Origin of the sequence: Sulfurospirillum sp. MES (assembly GCF_000789415.1) — a bacterium.
In the GTDB taxonomy this organism is placed as follows: Bacteria; Campylobacterota; Campylobacteria; order Campylobacterales; family Sulfurospirillaceae; genus Sulfurospirillum; species Sulfurospirillum cavolei.
Map to the genome: position 1 here is coordinate 102,011 of NZ_JSEC01000001.1, position 21,442 is coordinate 123,452.

25 protein-coding genes are annotated in these 21,442 nt (G+C 44.3%); 18 read left to right on the top strand and 7 right to left on the bottom strand.

Translation table 11 applies throughout. The annotated features are described in order from the left end of the window. Positions 1 to 2: 2 nt before the first annotated feature. From OA34_RS00540 to OA34_RS00555, 4 genes are all read right to left on the bottom strand, one after another. The gene (locus OA34_RS00540) at positions 3 to 803 is read right to left on the bottom strand and encodes a transporter substrate-binding domain-containing protein (protein WP_039671883.1); all 801 of its coding nucleotides are present in this window, start codon (positions 801 to 803) and stop codon (positions 3 to 5) included. Between the two features lie 34 nt (positions 804 to 837). Further along, entirely contained in the window at positions 838 to 1,566 is a 729-nt protein-coding gene (locus OA34_RS00545; protein WP_148639718.1) for an amino acid ABC transporter ATP-binding protein, read from the bottom strand. Between the two features lie 99 nt (positions 1,567 to 1,665). After that, positions 1,666 to 1,986, bottom strand: coding sequence for a hypothetical protein (locus OA34_RS00550; protein WP_039671885.1), 321 nt, complete (start codon positions 1,984 to 1,986; stop codon positions 1,666 to 1,668). Positions 1,987 to 2,011: 25 nt separating this feature from the next. Further along, positions 2,012 to 2,338, bottom strand: a complete 327-nt coding sequence (locus tag OA34_RS00555; protein WP_254376887.1) for a c-type cytochrome — start codon at positions 2,336 to 2,338, stop codon at positions 2,012 to 2,014. A 182-nt stretch (positions 2,339 to 2,520) separates the two neighbouring features. On the opposite strand from OA34_RS00555, the gene OA34_RS00560 reads away from it, so the two are divergent. After that, on the top strand, positions 2,521 to 3,432 hold the full coding sequence (locus OA34_RS00560) for a DMT family transporter (protein ID WP_039671886.1): 912 nt from the start codon (positions 2,521 to 2,523) through the stop codon (positions 3,430 to 3,432). Here the strand turns inward: OA34_RS00560 and OA34_RS00565 are convergent. Genes OA34_RS00565 through OA34_RS00575 form a run of 3 tightly spaced genes read right to left on the bottom strand, consistent with a single transcriptional unit; the run spans position 3,419 to position 5,858 of the window. Further along, positions 3,419 to 4,216, bottom strand: coding sequence for a metal ABC transporter permease (locus tag OA34_RS00565; RefSeq protein WP_039671887.1), 798 nt, complete (start codon positions 4,214 to 4,216; stop codon positions 3,419 to 3,421). The two genes, OA34_RS00560 and OA34_RS00565, sit on opposite strands and share 14 nt — an antisense overlap. Beyond that, positions 4,213 to 4,974: a metal ABC transporter ATP-binding protein gene (locus OA34_RS00570; RefSeq protein ID WP_039671888.1), complete on the bottom strand. Its 762-nt coding sequence runs from the start codon at positions 4,972 to 4,974 to the stop codon at positions 4,213 to 4,215. The genes OA34_RS00565 and OA34_RS00570 overlap by 4 nt, the downstream gene beginning before the upstream one ends. An 11-nt stretch (positions 4,975 to 4,985) precedes the next feature. Next, positions 4,986 to 5,858, bottom strand: coding sequence for a metal ABC transporter solute-binding protein, Zn/Mn family (locus tag OA34_RS00575; RefSeq protein ID WP_039671889.1), 873 nt, complete (start codon positions 5,856 to 5,858; stop codon positions 4,986 to 4,988). 194 nt (positions 5,859 to 6,052) lie between these two features. Here OA34_RS00575 and OA34_RS00580 point away from each other — a divergent pair, with 194 nt between their 5' ends. From OA34_RS00580 to nuoK, 17 genes are all read left to right on the top strand, one after another. After that, entirely contained in the window at positions 6,053 to 6,424 is a 372-nt protein-coding gene (locus OA34_RS00580) for a Fur family transcriptional regulator (protein ID WP_039671890.1), read from the top strand. Then, the gene (locus tag OA34_RS00585; protein WP_039671891.1) at positions 6,421 to 6,903 is read left to right on the top strand and encodes a hypothetical protein; all 483 of its coding nucleotides are present in this window, start codon (positions 6,421 to 6,423) and stop codon (positions 6,901 to 6,903) included. Before OA34_RS00580 ends, OA34_RS00585 begins: the two co-directional genes overlap by 4 nt. Positions 6,904 to 6,913: 10 nt before the next feature. Next, positions 6,914 to 7,777, top strand: a complete 864-nt coding sequence (gene nfo, locus OA34_RS00590; protein WP_039671892.1) for a deoxyribonuclease IV — start codon at positions 6,914 to 6,916, stop codon at positions 7,775 to 7,777. Next, positions 7,774 to 9,015 (top strand): OmpP1/FadL family transporter, encoded by a 1,242-nt coding sequence (locus OA34_RS00595; protein WP_039671893.1) that lies wholly within the window; start codon positions 7,774 to 7,776, stop codon positions 9,013 to 9,015. The genes nfo and OA34_RS00595 overlap by 4 nt, the downstream gene beginning before the upstream one ends. A gap of 2 nt (positions 9,016 to 9,017) precedes the next feature. Next, positions 9,018 to 10,589, top strand: a complete 1,572-nt coding sequence (locus OA34_RS00600) for a fatty acid--CoA ligase (RefSeq protein WP_039671894.1) — start codon at positions 9,018 to 9,020, stop codon at positions 10,587 to 10,589. A 96-nt stretch (positions 10,590 to 10,685) separates the two neighbouring features. After that, positions 10,686 to 12,419: an ATP-binding protein gene (locus OA34_RS00605; protein ID WP_039671895.1), complete on the top strand. Its 1,734-nt coding sequence runs from the start codon at positions 10,686 to 10,688 to the stop codon at positions 12,417 to 12,419. Between the two features lie 81 nt (positions 12,420 to 12,500). After that, complete coding sequence (locus OA34_RS00610; protein WP_039671896.1) at positions 12,501 to 12,890, top strand: NAD(P)H-quinone oxidoreductase subunit 3; 390 nt, start codon at positions 12,501 to 12,503, stop codon at positions 12,888 to 12,890. Further along, positions 12,872 to 13,381: a NuoB/complex I 20 kDa subunit family protein gene (locus OA34_RS00615; RefSeq protein ID WP_039671898.1), complete on the top strand. Its 510-nt coding sequence runs from the start codon at positions 12,872 to 12,874 to the stop codon at positions 13,379 to 13,381. The genes OA34_RS00610 and OA34_RS00615 overlap by 19 nt, the downstream gene beginning before the upstream one ends. Then, positions 13,381 to 14,178: an NADH-quinone oxidoreductase subunit C gene (locus OA34_RS00620; protein WP_039671899.1), complete on the top strand. Its 798-nt coding sequence runs from the start codon at positions 13,381 to 13,383 to the stop codon at positions 14,176 to 14,178. The genes OA34_RS00615 and OA34_RS00620 overlap by 1 nt, the downstream gene beginning before the upstream one ends. A gap of 2 nt (positions 14,179 to 14,180) precedes the next feature. Further along, positions 14,181 to 15,407 (top strand): NADH dehydrogenase (quinone) subunit D, encoded by a 1,227-nt coding sequence (nuoD, locus tag OA34_RS00625; RefSeq protein ID WP_039671900.1) that lies wholly within the window; start codon positions 14,181 to 14,183, stop codon positions 15,405 to 15,407. Between the two features lie 8 nt (positions 15,408 to 15,415). Beyond that, complete coding sequence (locus OA34_RS00630; RefSeq protein WP_039671901.1) at positions 15,416 to 15,658, top strand: NADH-ubiquinone oxidoreductase subunit E family protein; 243 nt, start codon at positions 15,416 to 15,418, stop codon at positions 15,656 to 15,658. Further along, positions 15,651 to 16,487, top strand: a complete 837-nt coding sequence (locus tag OA34_RS00635) for a hypothetical protein (protein WP_039671902.1) — start codon at positions 15,651 to 15,653, stop codon at positions 16,485 to 16,487. The genes OA34_RS00630 and OA34_RS00635 overlap by 8 nt, the downstream gene beginning before the upstream one ends. Positions 16,488 to 16,494: 7 nt before the next feature. Beyond that, the gene (locus OA34_RS00640; protein ID WP_039671903.1) at positions 16,495 to 18,972 is read left to right on the top strand and encodes an NADH-quinone oxidoreductase subunit G; all 2,478 of its coding nucleotides are present in this window, start codon (positions 16,495 to 16,497) and stop codon (positions 18,970 to 18,972) included. Beyond that, positions 18,965 to 19,957, top strand: a complete 993-nt coding sequence (nuoH, locus tag OA34_RS00645) for an NADH-quinone oxidoreductase subunit NuoH (RefSeq protein WP_039671904.1) — start codon at positions 18,965 to 18,967, stop codon at positions 19,955 to 19,957. Before OA34_RS00640 ends, nuoH begins: the two co-directional genes overlap by 8 nt. A gap of 9 nt (positions 19,958 to 19,966) precedes the next feature. After that, positions 19,967 to 20,581 carry an NADH-quinone oxidoreductase subunit NuoI gene (gene nuoI, locus OA34_RS00650; RefSeq protein ID WP_039671905.1) on the top strand — a complete coding sequence of 205 codons (615 nt, stop codon included), beginning with the start codon at positions 19,967 to 19,969 and terminating at the stop codon, positions 20,579 to 20,581. Between the two features lie 7 nt (positions 20,582 to 20,588). Then, positions 20,589 to 21,143: an NADH-quinone oxidoreductase subunit J gene (locus OA34_RS00655; protein ID WP_039671906.1), complete on the top strand. Its 555-nt coding sequence runs from the start codon at positions 20,589 to 20,591 to the stop codon at positions 21,141 to 21,143. Continuing rightward, a complete protein-coding gene (nuoK, locus tag OA34_RS00660; protein WP_039671907.1) occupies positions 21,140 to 21,442 on the top strand; it encodes an NADH-quinone oxidoreductase subunit NuoK in 303 nt (100 codons plus the stop codon). The genes OA34_RS00655 and nuoK overlap by 4 nt, the downstream gene beginning before the upstream one ends.

Consider the following 21,442-nt stretch of genomic DNA (forward strand, 5'->3'; position numbering starts at 1 on the left):
GGTTACATTACCTTTTTTTGCCATGAAGAGTCGTTAAACCAACGATCGTAAATTTTTTGATACGTACCGTCGTGTTGTGTTTGGTTTAGGAAGTTGTTAAGCCAGTTTAAGAAATCCGGATCACCTTTGCGAATGGCAAAACCAAGAGGTTCGTACGTGAGTTCTTCATCCATATGCACGAGTTTGCCTGCACCTTTTTCGGCAAAGAAGATAGCGTTATACGGCTTGTCGTATACTAAAGCGTCGGCATTGCCGTTAAGAACTTCTTGTGCGGCATCCGCTTCGGTTTCGAACGTTCTGATTTTGGCTTTTTTGAACATTTTACGTGTTGCGATTTCGCCGGTTACGCCGATTTTCGTCACGATAGTGTATTCGGGTTTATCCAAGTCGCTCCATTTTTTGCCCGCATGCTTTTTGGTAGCAAGAAGCGTTTGTCCGACACTAATATAAGGGTTTGCAAAATTGATTTTGAGGTTTCTCTCTTGCGTAATCGTCATACCGGACATAATAATGTCGTATTTACCCGTAAGCAATCCCGCAATAATACCGTCCCATGCTGTTGGAACCAGCTTGAGTTTAACACCCATCGCTTTTGCCATTTCGTTTGCCAAATCGACGTCAAAACCGATAATATTGCCTTGTTTATCTTTCATCTCGAAAGGCATATAACCGGGCTCTAATCCGACGGTTAATTCACCTTTTTGCAAGATGGAGTTGAGGGTTGATTTTTGCCAAAGGTTGATATCGTCAGCCATGGCATTAAGTCCGAGCATTACGAGTAATGCGGCAAGAATTTTTTTCATTGACACTCTCCTTAAAGAATAGATTTTTTAATGATTAATGGGTAAGCACTTCTTGTAAAAATTTTTGAGCACGTTCGGTTTTCGGGTTGGCAAAAAATGCTTCGGGGCTGGCTTCTTCGATAATCACCCCTTCGTCCATAAAAATCACGCGATCGCTCACTTCTTTGGCAAAACCCATTTCGTGGGTTACGCAAATAATCGTATAATTTTCATGCGCTAATTCTCGCATAACGTCTAAGACGCCTCCGATCATTTCCGGATCAAGCGCGGAAGTCGGTTCGTCGAAAAGAATGATTTTAGGTTTCATAGCCAGTGTTCTTGCAATGGCAACTCTTTGCTTCTGCCCGCCGCTCAGTTCGTTGGGATACCCGTGCGCTTTATGCACCAGCCCGACACGTTCCAATAATTTAAGGGACAATTCATTTGCTTCGTGTTTTGAAGCACCTTTCACTTTACGTTGCGCAATCGTGATGTTGTCTAAAATGGTTAAGTGGGGAAAAAGATTGAAGTGTTGAAAAACCATGCCGGTTTCGGCACGTACTTGGTTAATGTTTACTTTTTTATCGTAAAGATCAAATCCGTCGACAAAAATATCGCCGCTATCGATCTCTTCGAGTTTATTGATGCAACGAATTAGGGTTGATTTACCGCTACCGCTTGGACCGCATATAACGACGATTTCACCTTCGGTAACGGAAAAATTAATATTTTTTAGGACATGAAAATCGCCGTAGTATTTATCGACGTTTTCCATACGCACAATTGCTTGGCTCATTCAAACCTTTCTTTACGTATATCTCGCACAAACCATAATTGTATCAATAGAATATAAAAGTAAGATAAAGCCCCTATGCCAAGATTTTTAATTGCACGAAGGCACGTTACCGCTATCGCTTGCAAACGAACTGAGGAAGTGGTAGAGGTTTAAAAGATCGTTTTGTTCCGTAATATCGGGAGCTTGCGGACAAAGCACTTTTATGGCAAGGGAAAGTTGATTGTTTTCGTAGAATTGCTTCCATTCGCTGACGGTATGTTTTTTACCCATAACGTCGCCGTTAAAACCGCATACGGGTTTGAGGATTTTTGCATAAAAATTTTTACCTTTTACGGTACTTGCGGATAACGAGGAGGGAATCATAACCAAAGATACCAGTAATAAACAAAAATAAGTCGTTCTTTTCATCGGTAGCAAAGCCTCTCTTTACGTCTTATTTCGGTAGTTTAGAAATATAATGCGCAACGTCGCTAATATCTTGTAGGCTCATATTTTTGGTTTGTTTTGACATCACCAGTGACGTACCGTGTGCTTTGAATTCGCTTTCACGGTAAAATTTAATACTTTCCATCAAATCTTCGGCACTTTGTCCCGCGATGATACCGCTTTTACCGAAAGCTTTGTTGCGACCGTCGGCTCCGTGGCATCCTGCGCATTGTTTAAAAAGTTGTGCCCCGTGTTCGACGGAGGGCTCTTGCGCACAGGCGATTGAGGAGAGAAAAAGGAGTGTTCCGAATGAATAGCTTAGGAGACGCAGCATAGAAAAACCTCCAAAATATTAAATGAGTATAAAAATATTTTACTAAGTTAGGATTATAGCATGTTATTCTGAGAGATTTAAATAAATATTTCCTTTTAGCAAGTATTGACGGGATTTTGGCACGTTTTTTCCTATCGCTTATGCTACAATAACGCCTTTACATGTAATTAAGGAAAAGTCTAATGCATTATCGATGGAAAGAAGCGGGAGCCGATTTTTTATTACTGTTGGTTGCCATTTCATGGGGGAGTACCTTTGTCGTCGTCCAAACGGCCGTAGACGAAACGCCGGTATACACGTTTTTATTTTGGCGATTCTTTTCGGCGGCACTTTTAATGGGATTGATTTCGTATAAGCAATGGAAATACCTGAATTACGAAGTTATCAAAGCCGGCGTACTGCTCGGACTTTTTATGTTTTTAGGCTATGCGTTTCAAACTTTTGCGTTAACGTATACGTACTCTTCTACGGTCGGTTTTATTACGGGATTAAGCGTGATTATCGTTCCGTTTGGATCGTATCTTTTATTTAAACACAAGGCATCGTTTTTTTCGCTTGCCGGTGCGGTTATCGCCGCAATCGGGCTTTACCTCTTGACGCTTAAGAGCGAGATCGGCTTTTCTTGGGGTGAAATTTATGCGTTCGTGTGTGCCATTATGTTTGCTTTGCATATCGTGTGTACGGGGCATCTTTCACGTAAAAACAATGTTTATCTTTTGGTCAGCATTCAATTTTTAACCGTTGCCGTATGCTCTCTCATCGGAGGTTTGTGGAAAGAAGGAAGCATTACGCCTCCACACGTTAACGATACGTTTGTCGAAGCGGTGATGATCACGGTGCTATTCGCCACGATTTTTGCATTTTGGGTTCAAACGGCGATGCAACGTTTTACGACCGCGGCGAAAACCGCCATTATTTTTACGATGGAGCCCGTGAGTGCGGGTGCATTCGGATATTGGTTCGCCGCAGAAGTTTTGAGCTTTTCTCAACTATGCGGCGCGGGTTTGATTCTTGCGGGAATGCTGATTGCCGAGGTCGGTTCGTATGCATTCGCATGGTATCAAACGCGTCGGAGTAAACCTAGCGTTTTTTAAAAGGCAATTGAAGCAAAAAAGCACTTGTCGCGACAAGGATAATGGAAGCACCGGCACTTAGATTGAAATGATACGACAACAAAAGTCCTATACCGCAAAATACCAGTGCCAAAAAACTTGAAAGCGTCATCATCCCCGCAATCGAAGCGGTAAATTTTTCGGCGATATAAGGCGGAATCGTTAAGAGGGCAATGACCAAGATCAGTCCGACCGCACGAATACTCATCACGACGCCAAGCGCGACGATTAAGATCAGCAAAGTATAAAGCAGTTCGGTATTGACGCCGCGAAGTTTTGCAAATTTGGCGTCAAAACTCATCGCGATCAACTGGCGGTAAAAAACGAGAACAAACACCAAAACAAGTGCCAGAATGGATCCCATACCGTAAAGATCTTCTAAAGAGACCGATAAAATCGCCCCGAAAAGATAACTCATTAAATCGACGTTGTACCCAGGCGTCAAATCGGTCATAATAATGCCGAATGCCATACCGAACGCCCATAAAACGCCGATGAGAGAGTCGAGTCTCGTATTGTTTCGATGCGTAAGGTATGCCATAATGCCGCCTAAACCCAGCGCAAACAACGAAGCGCCTAAAAGCGGCGATATGCCTAAAAAGAGTGCCAATCCGATTCCGCCGTAAGAGCCGTGCGCGATACCTCCTGCAATAAACACCATACGGTTAATGACGATCAACGTTCCGATAATGCCGCAGATAAAACTTACGATCAGTGAAGCGTAAAGCGCGTATTGCATAAATTCGAAGTGAAGGATGTCGCTCATAGATTTTGCTTTGGATGAAGGTGGTTGCATCGTGTCGCGCTAATCAGTTCGATGTCGCATACGTGGGCTTTTTGGTTTTGGAAAAGTTTAAAATCGTGTGCGCTGGGAACGTCGTGCATGTAGAGCGTTTTGTTGACATGTGCTACTTTGGTTGCATAATTTAACGCGACGTTGACGTCATGGCTAATCAAGACGATGCCGATGGTGCGGTTGAGTTCTTTAAGCAGCTCAAAAACGGCGATTTGCCCTGCCGTATCGATGCTCGCCGTCGGTTCGTCTAAAAAGATGATTTTGGCTTCGCATGCAAGGGCACGTGCAATAAAAACACGCTGGCGTTGACCTCCGGAAAGCGCATGGATTTTATGGGTTTCAAAATCGCTCATACCGACATGTGCCAACATGCTTCGTGCGATTTGTTTGTCTTCTTTAGAATACCTTCCGGTACTCTTAGGAGAGAGCCTGCCCATTAAAACAACGTCTAAAACGCTGATCGGGAAATCCTTGTTTGCCATCGTATCTTGCGGAACATAGGCTATTTGAGAACTTACATGTAAGGGTTTTTGTCCAAAGAGAAGTACTTCGCCGCACGAAGGTTCCAAAAGGCCGATCATCAATTTTAAAAGCGTACTTTTACCGCCGCCGTTGGGACCGATGATTGCCAAGAACTCTTCTTTGGCGTATCGGAGGTTGATTCCCTCCAATACGTTCGTACCCTCATAGTTAAAACTAAGATTGTTGATTTCGATGTCGTAATGCATAAAGCATTATATCATTTTAGTTCTGATTGAAAGATTTTGGCAACACTGAGCATATTCTCTTTCCATTCGTACGCCAAAGGATCGATGGTTAAAGTTTTTCCGTTAATCTGTTTCGCAATCGTTTCGGCACTTTTTTTAGAAAATTGAGGAGAGACGAAAACGACTTTGGCACCTTCTTCTTTTGCTTCGTCGATAATTTTAGCAAGCTCTGCCGGCTTTGGTTCTTTACCGCTGACTTCAACGGGGATTTGCTCTAAGCCGTAATGTTTGGCAAAATAACCGAAAGAAGGATGGAAAACGATAAATTTGCGATTTTTAACATCGGCAAGGGTCTGTTGAATGGAAACGTCTAACGCATCGAGCGACGTCATGAAAGCTTCATAGTTTTGAGTAAAGAGTGCTTTTTGTTCGGGATAAAGCGTTACCAAAGCTTCATAGATAGTGTGTGCTTGGGTTTTGACCAAAATCGGATCAAGCCAAACGTGCGGATCGAGTTCGCCCTGCTCGTGATGCGCATGACCTTTATGTTCTTTGCCTTCGTCTTCGTGGTGATGTTCCGCCATCGGAATTTTTTCGATACCTTTAATCGTATCGACCATCATCAACTTCGGATTGCTACTTTTGAACTTTGGAAGCCATGCTTTTTCAAAACCGTCGCCGATACTAAAATAAGCGTCCGATTGTGCCAACTCTTTCATTTGAGAAGGTTTCGGCTCGTAAGTATGAGGGCTTGAGCCCGGAGTGACCATCACGTTAACATGTAAAAAATCTTTGGCGATTTGTTCGACAAAGTACTTTTGAGGGACAATGCTAACCGTAACGGTCGGTTTGGCGCATAAAAGCGAACCTAAGAAGAGGACGAATAGAAATAGAAAACGTTTCATAAGAGATCCTTTGCGACTAAGTTGCATAAATTTGTGGAATCTTAGTCTTTTGCAACTTAGTCGTGACTTAACGCTCTGCGCTAAACGGTGTTGGAGCTCTTCTGCTAAGATTGTCTTCCAAAGAAGCACTCCAAAAATTCTAATTAAAAATTAGATACCATTCAAGATAATTTTTACATGTAAGCGAGTTGAAGATGAATGAGCAGATACAAACGCTTTGTAAAGAGCACAATATCAAATTGACGACCGCGCGCTCTTTGATTTTGGAAGTGCTGAAAGCGGCGTCGCATCCGCTTAGCTACGAACAAATCAAAGATAAAATGAACGCTTCGATGGATAAAGCGACGTTTTATCGCAATATCGCTTTGTTTGAAGAAGCGGGCATCGTGCATAAGTTTGAATCGGACGATCGTAAATGGTATTTTGAGCTCTCCGGTACGACACACGCACATTTTATTTGCGAGCACTGTCATCAAATTACATGTATGGAGGTTGATTTGGGCAAGGTTGAAGGGGAAGTGAAAAGTATCGTTTTGAAAGGTTTGTGCAAGGAGTGTCATCAATGAAACGGCTGTGGACGATCATTGTTGCGACGGCGTTGATCCTAAGCGGTTGTGCCGTGAAAAAAGAGATTGAGAGTTCCCAAGCGTACGTGATCACCGTCAAAAACCCTTCGATTGCACTTTCCGATACGGGCTTTGTGAACAAAGGTCCTCATTATACGAGCGTTCAAATTTTTGCGGCAGGTAACGTGTTGTTTCATCTGGAAATGATGGGAGAGTATATCTGTTTAGAGGGAAAATGCCTCGATAAAGTGGCATTCAACCGACAGTTTTTTATGCAAGAACATTACGCAGAATTGATGCAAGAACTGCTCAATAAAGAACCGATTTACCACGGTGAAAAATTGAAAAAAACCGCTTCGGGCTTTGAACAATCCCTTAAACTCGATTCGGCGGATATTTTTTATGCGGTCGATCACGATTCCGTACTGTTTAAAGATACGAAAAACGGCGTTTTGTTTCGCCTTAAACCACTACCTTAAAGGAATTTCAATGAAATACGTCGGCGCACATGTCAGTGCCAGCGGCGGGGTTTTTAACGCACCGATTAACGCCAAAGCGATCCATGCGAAAGCCTTTGCCCTTTTTACGAAAAATCAACGCCAATGGGAAGGTAAAGCCTTATCAAAAGAAGAGATTTTGCGGTTTAAAAACGAATTGGACAAGGCGGAGATTTTACCCAAATACGTCTTGCCTCACGATAGCTATTTAATCAATCTCGGCCATCCTGAACGTGAAGCGCGTGAAAAATCGTTGCAGGCGTTTTTGGACGAAGTCAAGCGATGCGAAGCTTTGGGTCTTGACAAGCTCAATTTTCATCCCGGTAGCCATTTAAAACAAATCAGTGAAGAAGCCTGTTTGGAATACATCAGTGCCGCGATGAACGACGTATTGCGCCAAAGCGAGTCCGTCACGCTGGTTGTAGAAAATACGGCGGGTCAAGGTAGCAATCTAGGTTACAAAATGGAACACTTGGGCTATTTGATGGAACATTCGATCGACAAAGAGCGTGTCGGGGTTTGCATCGATACATGTCATCTTTTTACGTCGGGTTACGATATCCGAACCGAGGAGTGCTATAGCGAAACGATGGAAAAATTTGATACAATCGTCGGATTTAAGTACCTCAAAGGAATGCATCTCAACGATTCCAAGCCCGATCTTGGGACGCGCGTCGATCGCCATGAGAGTCTCGGTAAGGGTAAATTGGGACTCGATCCCTTTGCGTTTATCATGAACGATCCGCGGATGGATGATATACCTTTGGTACTTGAAACCATTGACGAATCGCTTTGGGAAAACGAAATTGCTATGCTTTATCGTCTAATGAAATCACCTCTTAAGGAACATGCATGATACACTCTTTACGAATCGCTACGACTCTAAGCCTTTGTGCGGCGAGCCTTCTTGCTTCCGGATACCGCATTCCCGAGCAATCACTCAATTCCGTCTCTTTGAGCGCGGCATACGTCGCTAGCGCAAACGGTGCGGATGCGAGTTATTATAACCCCGCTAATATGGCGTTTATGGCACAAGGTGCTTACAGCGAAGTTGCATTAACCTATATTAATTTGCCGCAAGTCAACTATGATGCCGCATCAACGACGCCAAGCGGCAATGCGGACGGCGATTCGAAAGAAGAAAATTTTTTAATGCCTAACTTGCATTATGTCTCCCCAAGCGTCGGTAATTGGCGTTACGGTCTTTCCATCACGGCACCGGCAGGGTTGTCGAAACGTTGGAATGAAGCTTACCAGATGCGCAGTGCCGAAGAGTTTACGCTCAAAGTCATCGAAATTAATCCGACGGCAAGCTATAAAGTGAACGATCAGTTTGCACTCGGTTTTGGATTAAGGGGTGTTTACACCGACGGTAAGGTTGCAGCAATCCAAAATCCCGTATATTCGCAAGAATTAACGGGAGATTCGATTGACTTCGGTTACAATTTAGCATTGAGTTATAAACCGATTCAAGATCTCACTTTTGCCGCAACGTATCGCTCTAAAGTCGACTTAACGGTTAAAGGCGATGCAAGCGGTTACATTAGCCGATACCTTTTAACGCATTCCCTTGCGGATATGGCGACACGCATTCCTTTTAGTACGAATGCTTCGGTCGAAATTCCGCTTCCCGCATCGCTTGCGTTGGCAACGGCGTATACGTATGCAAAAACGACGGTCGAGTTTGTCTTTGAGCGAACGTATTGGTCAAGCTATAAAGAGTTGGATTTTGATTACGGCGATAGTATTACCAACGCGGTTTTCGGTACGGCAAAGCCTAAAAATTGGAAAGACGCCAATGCGTATCGTATCGGCGTGACGCATCAATGCACCGATAATCTTAAAATGATGCTCGGTTTTGCGATCGATAAAAGCCCGACGCCCGATTCGACTTTAGGATTTGAACTTCCAGATTCCGATGCCAAGCTCTATTCGATCGGTTTTGAATACAAAGTCAATGAAAAAACAAGTGTCGGTTTGGCCTATTTGTATGACGATAAAGAAGAAAGAACGGTTTCAAACGGTACGGTCAACGGAACGTTTACCGATTCTTCCGCACATCTTTTAACGGCATCGTTTAAGTATAAGTTTTAGCGATGTTACAGTATACGTATCAAAATTTTTACGAGATTATCGAAGCGAATGCAAAAAATGCGCCTAAAAAAACGGCTATTTTTATCGAAGATCACAAAATTTCGTACCTGAAGCTCAAACAAAGCATCGATACGTTTTCGCGCTTTTTAGAATTTAGCGGTATTCAGCACCAAGACAGAGTTGCCATGATCGTCGGCAACTCTGAGGATTTTCTCATCGCACTCTTTGCGATTACCAAAATCGGTGCGATCGCCGTTCCGCTCAACACATTTTTGAAAAAAGAAGAGTTCGAGTACATCTTAAACGATTGCGGTGCGAAAATGCTGGTGTGTTCTTCGGCGTATGCCAAAGAGACGCAAACCCTTTTGGATACGACGAAGATCCAGAAAATCGTTTGGACCGATAAAAACGACGGTTTGGACGAGCGTAATTACAGCTTTGCGGAAATCGATAGCTCTTTGGAAGCATTGGAGCGTTTTTCCAAGCGACCCGTTTTGGACAATATCGCGTGTATCGTCTATACTTCGGGCACAACGGGAAAACCCAAAGGTGCACAACTCTCGTACCGCAATATTTTCTCCAACGCGATCGGCGGAGCGGAGTCGTTTCAGATTACCGATAAAGATCGTTTTATCGTCTTTTTACCGATGTTTCACTCATTTACGCTTTCCATCATGGTTCTTTTGCCGATGTATACATGTTCTTCGATCGTGATCGTCCGCTCCGTTTTTCCGTTTGCTAAAGTTTTAAAACAAACCTTGCTCAAACAAGTGACCATTTTCTTAGGCGTACCTACCCTTTACAACGCGCTTTTAAAGGCAAAAATTCCGTGGTATTTTATGTGGTTTAATAAAGTACGTATTTTTATCTCGGGAAGTGCCCCGTTAAGCGAACAGTCGCTCAACGAGTTTAACGCTAAATTTAAAAAAGCAAAACTTTTGGAGGGTTACGGACTCAGCGAGTGCTCGCCTGCGGTGTGTGTCAATCGTTTGGATCGTCAAAAGCCGCTTTCAGTCGGTTTGCCGCTTCCGAGTTATGATGTAAAAATCGTCAACGAAGAGCGCTTAGAAGTGAAAAACGGCACGGTCGGCGAGATTATGGTCAAAGGCGATTGCGTTATGCAAGGCTACTTGAATCATCCCGACGCCACCGACGAAACGATTATGAACGGATGGCTTTTAACGGGTGATTTGGGTAAAAAGGACGATGACGGATTTATTTACATCGTCGATCGTAAAAAAGATTTGATTATCTCCAAAGGAATCAATATTTATCCAAGAGAAATCGAAGAATTAATTTACAAATTTGAAGGCGTGGATGCCGTCGCGGTTATCGGACTGAAAGATGAAACCAAAGACGAAGAGGTCATTGCTTTTATTCAGCCTAAAGACGGTATAAGCTTAAAAGAGAATGAATTACGTGCTTATTTGAAAACGCATTTGGCAAATTTTAAACTCCCAAAACAGATCTATTTCGTAGAAGAGCTTCCTAAAAATGCGACGGGAAAAGTCCTAAAACGTGTGTTAAAAGAGAAAATCGAAGCCGGCGGATTCATACGTAAACACCCAAATTAACTTTCTCGTCAAAGGGTTATTTTATTATCATCTTGTCATTATATAAACCTTATATAAAAGTACGACACTTTTTCCATAGGCTCAAAAGGGTATTCATTGCAGTATTTGGTTGATTTTCTTGAAAACAAAGAGGTACAAGCGTGTCAGATTTATGAACATTTAAAATGTTCTCCCGACGAATTAAATTTCTTAAAAATGATGACGAAAGAGTACGTTATAGGTAACGTAGACATCGTTGTTTCGGATATTTTGATTAAACTGTTCGGCGATAAAAACTATGCACATTTACACCATCTTTCCGTGGTCAAGGAATTAATCGAACAAGGATGGATCGTTCAAAATAGTTTTTTAAACTCAAAGATCGTCGACGTTTCGAATTTAGAGCTTCTAAACAGTAGCGTTACGTTAAGTTCCGCTTTTTTAAAGTTGTTGGAAGAGGGAACGCTCGAGGTAGTGTTACCTGACGTTACGCCTTATGCCGATCATCTTGAATATTTGAAAGATCAATTTTACCGAATCGAACTGTATCAAAAGTTTACGCAAACCAAACACGGTGCGACGGAGAGTTCTCCGAGTCTCGGGCGACTCAAAAATAAATTGGAACTTTTGGAAAGCCGTATCAGCGAGCGCTTAAAAGTAACGCAAAACGACATTATCGTCGAGTCGATTTTCAAAGAGAACGAGTTAAACCCCAAAGAACAGTTAATTTTTTTAGCACTTTTAAAAGAGGAGTATGCGGGCGAATTTGAGAGTTTGCGCGATATGAATACGCTGATTAGCTTGATTAGTATGGACGATTACGAAAAGATCAAAAATCGCTCGTTACTGGAAGAGGGTTCCAAACTTATCGAAAATATGATCATCGATTACGACGAGATGCTGAGTACTTTCGGCGGCGTAACGCGAAGTTTTTTCATTTCCGAAGAAATTTTGCAAAAAATTATGCACCCTAATAAAGAAAAGAAAAGCAAGAAAATTAAACTGGATATGCTCATCGGCGAGCAAGAGCTTTTTGAATTGATCGATCCTAAAACCAATTTAGACGACGTGATTTTGCATCCTAAAACCAAGGAAGTGCTCGATAATTTACTCAAGCAAATCGATAAAAGCGTCGTAAAACTGTTGCGAGAGTGGGGCATCAAAGAGCGACGTAGCGGTATCGATGCCAAAGTCATTTTATACGGCCCGCCGGGTACGGGTAAAACCATGACGGCACTTTCTTTGGCAAAATCGATGAAAAAGAGAGTTTTGAGTTTTGATTGTTCAAAAATTCTTTCCAAATACGTCGGAGAAAGTGAAAAAAACGTACGCAATATTTTTGACACCTATAAAGAGTTGTGTAAAAAAACGAAAAGCGAACCTTTGTTGCTTCTCAACGAAGCCGATCAGTTTTTAAGCGCGCGTTCTACCGATAGCGGAGCGAGTGCCGATAAAATGCACAATCAAATGCAAAATATTTTTCTAGAGCAGATTGAGCGTTTCGACGGACTACTTATTGCAACGACCAATCTTTTGGAAACGATCGACCCCGCGTTTTCAAGGCGTTTTGATTACAAGATCGCGTTTGAAAAACCCGACTTTGCTCAACGCGTTTTGTTATGGAAAAAACTTTTGCCGGACAATGCCCCTTACGAAGAGGGCTTTGATGTCGAGAAATTGGCGACTTTTTCACTGACGGGCGGACAAATTCGCGTAGTGCTCAAAAATACGGCTTTGCGCGTTGCGATCAAAAAAGAGCCGCTTTTTACCTATGAAGATTTTAAACTCTCGATTGATCGTGAAACCAAAGGAGCTTTCGGAGACACGAAGTCGGTCGGTTTTATGAGTTAAGGCACGTCAAACGTGCTATTGCGAAGCTTACATGTAAGTTTGGCAACAGCGTTGTTTTGAAAAATTATCGAAGGATTTGGTATGACCCATATGGATTTTGCGCATCCCTATTTCGGAGCGTTTTTCCTCTTTGTTTTCGGTGCGGTCGTCTTTTACGGCATTACGGTTTTAGCGCGTCGCGTCAGTCGCAATATGGCACGTCTCGATACGGAAAAATTGAAACTGACGATTTACGAATGCGGCCCTGAGGTCACCAAACAACCCAATAAAATCTCGGCGCATTTTTACCTTTTTGCCGTGCTTTTTATTTTGTTTGACGTGGAAATTATTTTTATGTTTCCGTGGGCGGTCGACTTTAAGGTTTTAGGAATGTTCGGATTTATCGAAATGATTCTTTTCGTCGTTATTTTAACGATCGGATTTGTCTATGCATGGAAAAAAGGAGCGCTTGAATGGCACAGCATAAAATAAATTACCTTCAAGAAGCAGGTCTTCCCGTTGCCTTAACGACGGTTGACAAACTGGTGCAATGGGGTCGTAGTAACTCGCTTTGGCCGCTTACGTACGGACTTGCCTGTTGTGCGATCGAAATGATGGCGACGGGTGCAAGCCGTTACGACTTCGATCGTTTCGGAACGATTTTTAGAGCGAGTCCGAGACAGTCGGACGTTTTGATTATTGCCGGAACACTGACCAAAAAACACGCGCCGTTTATGCGCCGTTTGTACGATCAAATGCCCGATCCCAAATGGGTTATTAGTATGGGCAGTTGCGCCAATACCGGCGGTATGTTCAATACGTACGCTACCGTTCAAGGTGCCGATCGTATCGTTCCGGTCGATATTTATTTACCCGGATGTGCTCCACGCCCCGAAACCCTTCAATATGCGTTGATGTTGTTACAAAAGAAAATTCGCTCCGAAAAAGCATCACGCAAATTAGCTCCCAAAAGGTTAGTGTAATGAGACCGTACAGCGATAAACAAAACGTACAAAAAAAACCTTACTATTCGGATCGCTATTTCGTAGCACCGCAAATACCCAAAGAAGCGGTAGAGGGCGACGCAGTTTTTGCACAAGACCTTGCAGTGCTCCAATCGAAATTCGAAATTAAAGAGGCGTATATTCAACGCGGACAATTGGTCGTTTATATCGATGCGAGGGACAATGTCGCGCTCTTACAGACGTTGAAAGACGAGTGTGCCTACAATATTCTGAGCGAACACAGTGCGATTGATTGGTTGGCAAAAAGTAACGAATTCGAACTTTTTTATCAACTGCTTTCAACCTCCAAACGTAAACGCCTTCGCGTCAAATGTTTCATTCACGAAAAAGAGGTGCTTCAAAGTGTTTACGGCGTGTATAAAAGTGCCGATTGGGCGGAACGCGAGATGTACGATATGTTCGGTATCGTCATCAACGGACACCCGTACATGAAACGTCTTTTAATGCCGGACGATTGGTTCGGGTATCCGCTCTTAAAAACCTATCCTTTACACGGCGACGAAGCGGCGCGCTGGTATGAAATCGATAAGATTTTCGGTAAAGAGTATCGCGATATTATCGGTCCTGAAGAGCGCGATAGTGCCCGTGTGGACGAAAACGATACGTATCGCTTTGCGCGTTTGGGACATGAAGTGCCTTTCGGTGCCGAACCGAGCCGTGAAAAAACCTTCCATGATTACCAAGAAGAAGGCGGCGTAACGATCGTGAAGTCGCTCAAGAAAAGCGAGAGTAAAATTGTGAAAGAGAGGCCCTAAATATGCAAAAAGTTAATCGTTTAAAGCCCTTTTTCGAAAACATTGCGTTTGAACGCGAAGACAATCATATGATCGTCAACTTTGGTCCGCAACACCCCAGCGCGCACGGACAGTTGCGGTTGATTTTAGAATTGGACGGCGAGAAAGTCTCCAAAGCCACTCCCGACATCGGCTATTTGCACCGCGGTATGGAAAAAATGGCGGAAAATATGATTTACAACGAATTTTTACCGACGACGGACCGTATGGATTACATCGCGGCGACGTCTAATAACTACGGCTTTGCGTTGGCGGTCGAAACGCTGATCGGTTTGGAAGTGCCAAGACGTGCAAAAGTCATTCGTATGTTGTTGTTAGAGCTCAACCGCATTACCTCGCATCTGTTTTGGCTTGCAACGCATGCCCTAGACGTCGGAGCGATGACGATTTTCTTGTATGCGTTTAGGGAAAGAGAGTATGCGCTTGATTTGATTGAGGACTATTGCGGAGCACGTTTAACGCATTCGTCCGTTCGTATCGGCGGCGTACCGCTTGATTTGCCTAAGGGCTGGCTTGAAAAACTCAACGCCTACGTGAATCGTTTACCGTACGACATCGAAGATTACGAAGGTTTGCTGGATCAAAACCGTATTTGGAAAATGCGTTTGGAGGGTGTCGGTATCGTAACACCCGAACAAGCGCAAAGTTGGGGTTGTTCCGGTCCGATGCTTCGCGGAAGCGGCATTGCGTGGGATATTCGAAAAGAAGAGCCTTACGAGTTGTACGACGAAGTGGAGTTCGACGTACCCGTCAGTACGACATGCGATAGTTACGGAAGGTATAAACTGCATATGGAAGAGATGCGTCAAAGTATCCGCATCTTAAAACAATTGATGCCGATGTACGACGAAACCGCACCGGAAATTATCGCGCATGCGCCGCAGTACGTTTCGGCTCCCAAAGAGCAGATTATGACGCAAAATTATTCGTTAATGCAACATTTCGTTTTGGTAACGCAAGGTATGAGACCGCCGGTAGGAGAAGTGTACGTACCGACCGAATCGCCCAAAGGGGAACTCGGTTTTTATATCAATTCACAAGGCGACCCGTATCCGTACCGTTTAAAACTTCGCGCGCCGAGCTTTTTTCATACGGCTCTCTTGCAAGAGATGCTCGTAGGAGAGTATTTAGCGGACGTGGTGGCGATTATCGGTAACGCCAATATCGTCTTCGGCGAAATCGACAGATAGGAGAGAGGATGCAACGTTACGATTTACGTCATTTAGGAGATGATTTTTACGGGCGAATGCTCGAAATTATCGATGAAACGAGTGAAGGCGAAGTGTCTATCTTCATGTTTGAAATCGGCGATTTTTCTGCGGTACAAAAGAGTGCCGACGTGATTAAGGAAGCGGGTTGGACGCTTTTAAATTCGTTGAAATTCAATGAGACCGATTGGACGATCGTGGTTAAAAAAGTCAAGGTCGTAAGCGGTGAATAGAGCATTTTTAAGCGCTTTAGGTCAAAGCGATTTATCCCGTTTTACGACGACATGTAAAGATTGCGACGTTATTTTCTTGATCGGCTCTTTGCCTTCGCGTCATAATCGTGCTTTAGCCCAAGAGATTGTTTCGTGCGTCGACTCTGGTGCAAAATTGATCTATCTTTTTACGATGGAAGATCCGATTTTAAGCCCGAAAAGCACGTTTTTTAGCCGTTACGAAGTCGGTTCGGAAGAGGGTGTTTTGGCCTTGCTTGCCAAAAGCTTTTTAGCCGAGAATAGCCTTTCTGAAGCCTATCGAACCTACTTTTCAACCTTGGACGACGGTTATGTCAGTGCCGAGAGCAATATCGGAGAAGAGGAGATCGAAGAGATCGAAACGTTATGCGCCGGTGTCACAAAGGGCGTTTTGATTTTGGGAGAAGACCTTTTTTACCATCCAAGAGCCGAGCAGATCGCACGTTTTGCGGGATTAATCGCTCGCCATACGCCGATAAAGCTTCAAATTTCGGGGGCAACGCAATACGATTGGATCGCTGCGGAAGAGACGATGGTCGAAGAGGTGGAAGATATTGCCAGCTTTGACGGCGTCGTCGTGTATGAATGTCCGTGCCTCGATACGGAAGAAGAGCGTTTTTTAATCGGCTCTTCTCAATTTCAAGCGGCCGCTAAGGTTCAACACGACGAGGCGATTCACGTCGTTTTCGAGCGCGAAACGTATCCTCGCGTTTTCGTACGCGACGAGCGTCTAAAAGGCGTCATCGCTTTATTGCCTTTAGCCAAAGCGAACAACGCTTATCCTTACCATGTAACAAAAATAGTGAAGTGAGAGTGCCATGAGCGAAGTAGTCATTACGATTGACGGGAAAGAGTGCAAAGCCCAAGAGGGAGAGTATGTTTTAGGTGTCGCGCGCCGAAACGGGATTTTTATTCCCGCTTTATGCTATGTGACGGGATGTTCCCCTACGCTTGCATGTCGTTTATGCTTGGTCGATATCGACGGCAAAAGAGCCTATAGCTGTAACGCCCGAGCCAAAGAGGGTATGCAAATTATGACCTCCAGCGAAGAGATCGAAAAAGAGCGTCGCGCGATCATGGAGATTTACGATATTAACCATCCTCTAGAGTGCGGCGTATGCGATCAAAGCGGTGAGTGTGAATTGCAAAATTATACTTTGCATATGGGCATCGATAGCCAACGCCATTGTATCGCCGATACGCATCGACCGACTAAAAACTGGGGTAAAATTCATTACGATGCTTCGTTATGCATCGTATGTGAACGCTGTGTGACCGTCTGTAAAGATATGATCGGCGAATCGGCTTTGAAAACGACGCCAAGAGGCGGAGCGGAACTCGATAAGGCATGGAAAGATAAAACCGAAAAAGACGCATACGCGATGTGGAACAAACTGCAAAAATCCATTATCGGCGTTGCCAGCGGTGCGGAGAGCTTGGACTGTACGCAGTGCGGCGAATGTACGGCTGTTTGTCCGGTGGGCGCTTTGGTCGGAACGGATTTTCAATACACTTCCAATGCGTGGGAGCTGAAAAAAATCCCTGCGGCAAATCCGCACAGTTCGGATTGTTCGCTTTTATATTACGACGTCAAACATACCGGCATTCACGATGCAAAACCGAAAATTTACCGCGTGAGCAGCGAACACAATTATGCACCGCTTCATGCGGCGGCACGCTACGGATTTGATTTTCAAAACGAAGCGGAAGGTAAAGACGAAGCGGCATTTCGCAAGGTCGTCGAGTTGCTCAAAACAAAAGTCGATACGATTGCCTTTGACAGTTACATTACCAACGAAGAAGCGTTGATTTTACAAAAACTGAAAGAAAAGTACGGATACAAGCTCGTCAACAAAGACGCTAAAGCCTATCAAGATTTTTTAAAAGCGTATGCTAGCACTTCGGGAAAAAGCCTCTACGGCGGAGATTTAGAGAGCGTTAAAGCAAGCAATTTCGTCGTTAGTTTCGGCGGTGCGATCAAAACCGACAGTCCCAACGCCGGTTATGCGATGAACAACGCGCTCGTTATGAACAAAGGAGCGGGGCTTTATTTTCATCCGATTTTCGACCCTATCGTAGCGGGCTATTCAAAAAACCTTCTGAGTATTACGCACAAAATCGGCGCCGAGGAAGCAATCGCGTATCTGTTACTCGATCTTTTCGGTGATAAAGAGCGTATGTCGCAGGGCTTGAAAACCTATTTGAATTCCTTTCACACGGTAGAAAAGAAAAAAATTCAAGAGAGCGTCCAAGAAGAGATCAAAGAGATGCTCAAAGACGAAGAGAGCGGTGAAGAAAAAGAGGTCGTCAAAAGCGTGACGAAAACGATCGAAAAAGAGATCGAAGTCGATACCAACGCTTTGGTCGCTATGATCGGAGCGCAAGACGACCTTCTCGAGGCGATAACAAAGTTGTCGGATAAGAAAGATCGTTTCAGTTTGATTGCAGGAGCCGACTTGTACACGCATCCGCGTGCACACAATATTGCCGCACTGCTCGGACTGATCGAGCGATTGACGCCGTTTGAGGTTTTAATCGTTCCTTCGCGAACCAACACGTTAGGCGTTGCCTTGACATGTGAACTTGAGGACGCTCAGGGTAACTTTACGCTCGGCTACAACGTTCAAGGCGATGTCACGTTGAGCGCTTTGGGAAAAGGCGATTTGGCGATGCCCGCTTTAAATCAGCAAGAAGGAACGTTTACGTCGATGAACAAACGCGTCGTTCCGACCAATGCCGCATTGGCGTTTAACGGATATTGTCTGAACGACGTAGCCAACGCCTTGGGGCTGGACGCGGAATGGACGATTGATTATACGCCTCTATTACCGAGCGAAAAGGGCTTTAAAGCCGAAAAATTCGATGCTTTACCCAATCGTTTCGAAAACGACGGAACGGAACAAAGAGGGTATCTTTTAACGATGCACGATCTTACATGTCACGATGAGGTCGAGCCGATCGAAAACCTTACATGTCAGGGAAGCGATTTTGTGTATAACGCCAATCCCGTACACCAATTTAGTGCTTTTACGAACCAAGCGCACCAACTTAACGAAGCGGGAGCGTTGTACGCTTCGGCGGCGTTTTTGGAAGCAAAAAATTTAAAAAATAACGATACGGTCGTACTGGAAAACAAAGAGGGCGATCGCTTGGTGATCGCCGTGAAAGAAGATAAAACACTCGGCGGAATGATCCCTTACTTGCCGAGTTTTGATACGAAAATCGATACGACGCCGTTTTTCAAAACGGGGTATCGATTTGCCGACGTAACGATCAAAGGAGTCCATCATGTTTGATACGGCCGTTATCATTGAAACTGTCGTAAAAGCCGTTATCGTCGTTGCCGTTATCGCGGCATTGGCGGGGTTTGCGACGTTTATCGAACGTAAAGTCTTGGCCTTTATGCAGCGTCGTTTGGGACCGATGCACGTCGGACCTTACGGATTATTGCAATTGGCGGCGGACGGAATTAAACTGTTTACGAAAGAAGATATTATTCCTCAAAATGCCATCAAGCCGATTTTTATGATTGCTCCGGTTATTGCCGCAACGACGGCATTCGTCGCAATGGCGGCGGTTCCTTATTTTCCGGAATTTACGCTTTTTGGATACACGATTCATCCGATTATCTCCGACATCAACGTTGCGTTGCTTTACGTTATGGGCGTAGCGTCGGTCGGTATTTACGGGCCTCTGCTTGCGGGTATGAGCAGTGCCAATAAATGGTCTCTTTTGGGTGCGGCGCGTGCCGTGGTGCAAATGTTGTCGTTTGAAGTGGTCAGCGGACTCTCCGTTTTAGCTCCGATTATGATGATAGGTTCGCTCTCCTTGATCGATATTAACGATGCGCAAACGGGCGGTATCGGCGATTGGTTGATTTGGAAGCAACCGTTGGCGTTTGTGCTATTTGCAATTGCGGGTTTTATGGAGACTAACCGCGCACCTTTCGATACGGTCGAGTTTGAAGCCGAAATCGTCGCCGGATATGCGACGGAGTATTCGGGTATGCGTTGGGGGCTCTTTTTTATCGGCGAATATGCCAATATGATTACGATTTCAGTGTTAGTCAGCATCATTTTTATGGGCGGATACAATGCGTTTTGGTTTATCCCCGGCGGTCTTATGATGCTTCTTAAGGTCTCGTTTTGGATTTTTCTGTTCTTGTGGGTTAGAGCCGCATGGCCGCATGTACGTCCCGATCAATTGATGTGGGTATGCTGGAAAGTGTTGATGCCTTTATCGGTCGTCAATATTGTCATTACCGGCTTTGCGCTACTTTAGGAGGCGATGATGGAGCTCAAAGATTTCAAACGCAGGGATGTCGGTTCCGCGTATATTTTTTTAAAGACCGAAGCGACGCCTAACGACGGCTGGCAAGCGTTCAAACGTTTTGTTAAGCGAACGCTCAAAGGCGAGCTTTTCGTCGGTCTTTGGATCGTTTTGCGAGAGATGATTCGTTTTGATATTCATACCTTACAGTATCCTTTGGAAAAGATCGAAATGGGTTCGAGATACCGTGCGATTCATCGTTTGTTACGCTTGTTTGAAAGCGGGAGCGAGCGTTGTATCGGGTGCGGATTATGCGAAAAGATTTGCATTTCCAATTGTATTCGTATGGACACGCACGTGGATGAAAAAAGTCGCAAAGTCGTGAGCGAATACAGCATCAATTTTGGGCGTTGTATCTTTTGCGGTTACTGTGCGGAGGTTTGTCCCGAACTTGCGATCGTTCACGGAGCGGAGTATGAAAACGCCGGTGAACAACGTGCGCATTTTGGATTGAAAGAAGATATGTTAACGCCTTTGGATACGTTCAAAGCCAAACAACAAAAAGAGTTTCAAGGCTTCGGCGCGTTAAGTGCCAATGCCGACGAAAACGTTAAACAAACACCATTAGCGTATTGAGGTTAGCATGTATGAAGTGATAGCTTTTTATCTTTTTGCCGCACTGACGATCGCAATGTTTACGATTGTGGTGATGAGTAAAAATGCGCTTTACGCCATGAGTGCGTTAGCGGGCGGTATGATTTTTATTTCGGGATTCTTTTTTCTCTTGGATGCCGAATTTTTAGGTGTCGTGCAGATCGTCGTTTATTCGGGTGCGATTATGGCGTTGTATGCGTTTGGTATGATGTTTTTCGATACCACGAGGGACGTGAGCGAAAAAATGCGTTCCAAAAAAATCGCGTACACGCTTTTTGTGTTAAGTGCCGCCTTAATGGTCGTCATTTTGGCCGCACCGCTTGCTTCTTCGAGCGTGCAGGCAAACTTTCCGATCGTAGAGCATGTCGGTAACGTACAAATGATCGGATTGGTTTTGTTTACAAAATACCTCATTCCGTTCGAACTGGCGGCGATTATGCTCTTAGTGGCGATGATTGCCGGCATCGTTTTGGCGAGTAAAAAGATGGACGAACATTTAAACATTGAAGACGAAGAGATTGGAAACGTAAAGGAGAGTCGATGATAGGATTAACGCATTACCTTGTTTTGACGGGTATTTTATTCTCGATCGGGCTTGTCGGCGTGATGCGTCGAACCAACCTTTTGATGCTCTTCTTTTCAACGGAAATTTTGCTCAATGCCGTCAATATCGGTTTTGTCGCCGTGTCTAAATTTTACGGCGATTTGAGCGGTCAAATGTTTGCCTTCTTTATTATCGCCGTAGCGGCAAGCGAAGTCGCCGTCGGTCTTGGGCTTTTAATTTTGTGGTATAAACGCAACGGTTCGGTCGATCTAAACAGTTTACAAATGATGAAGGGATAA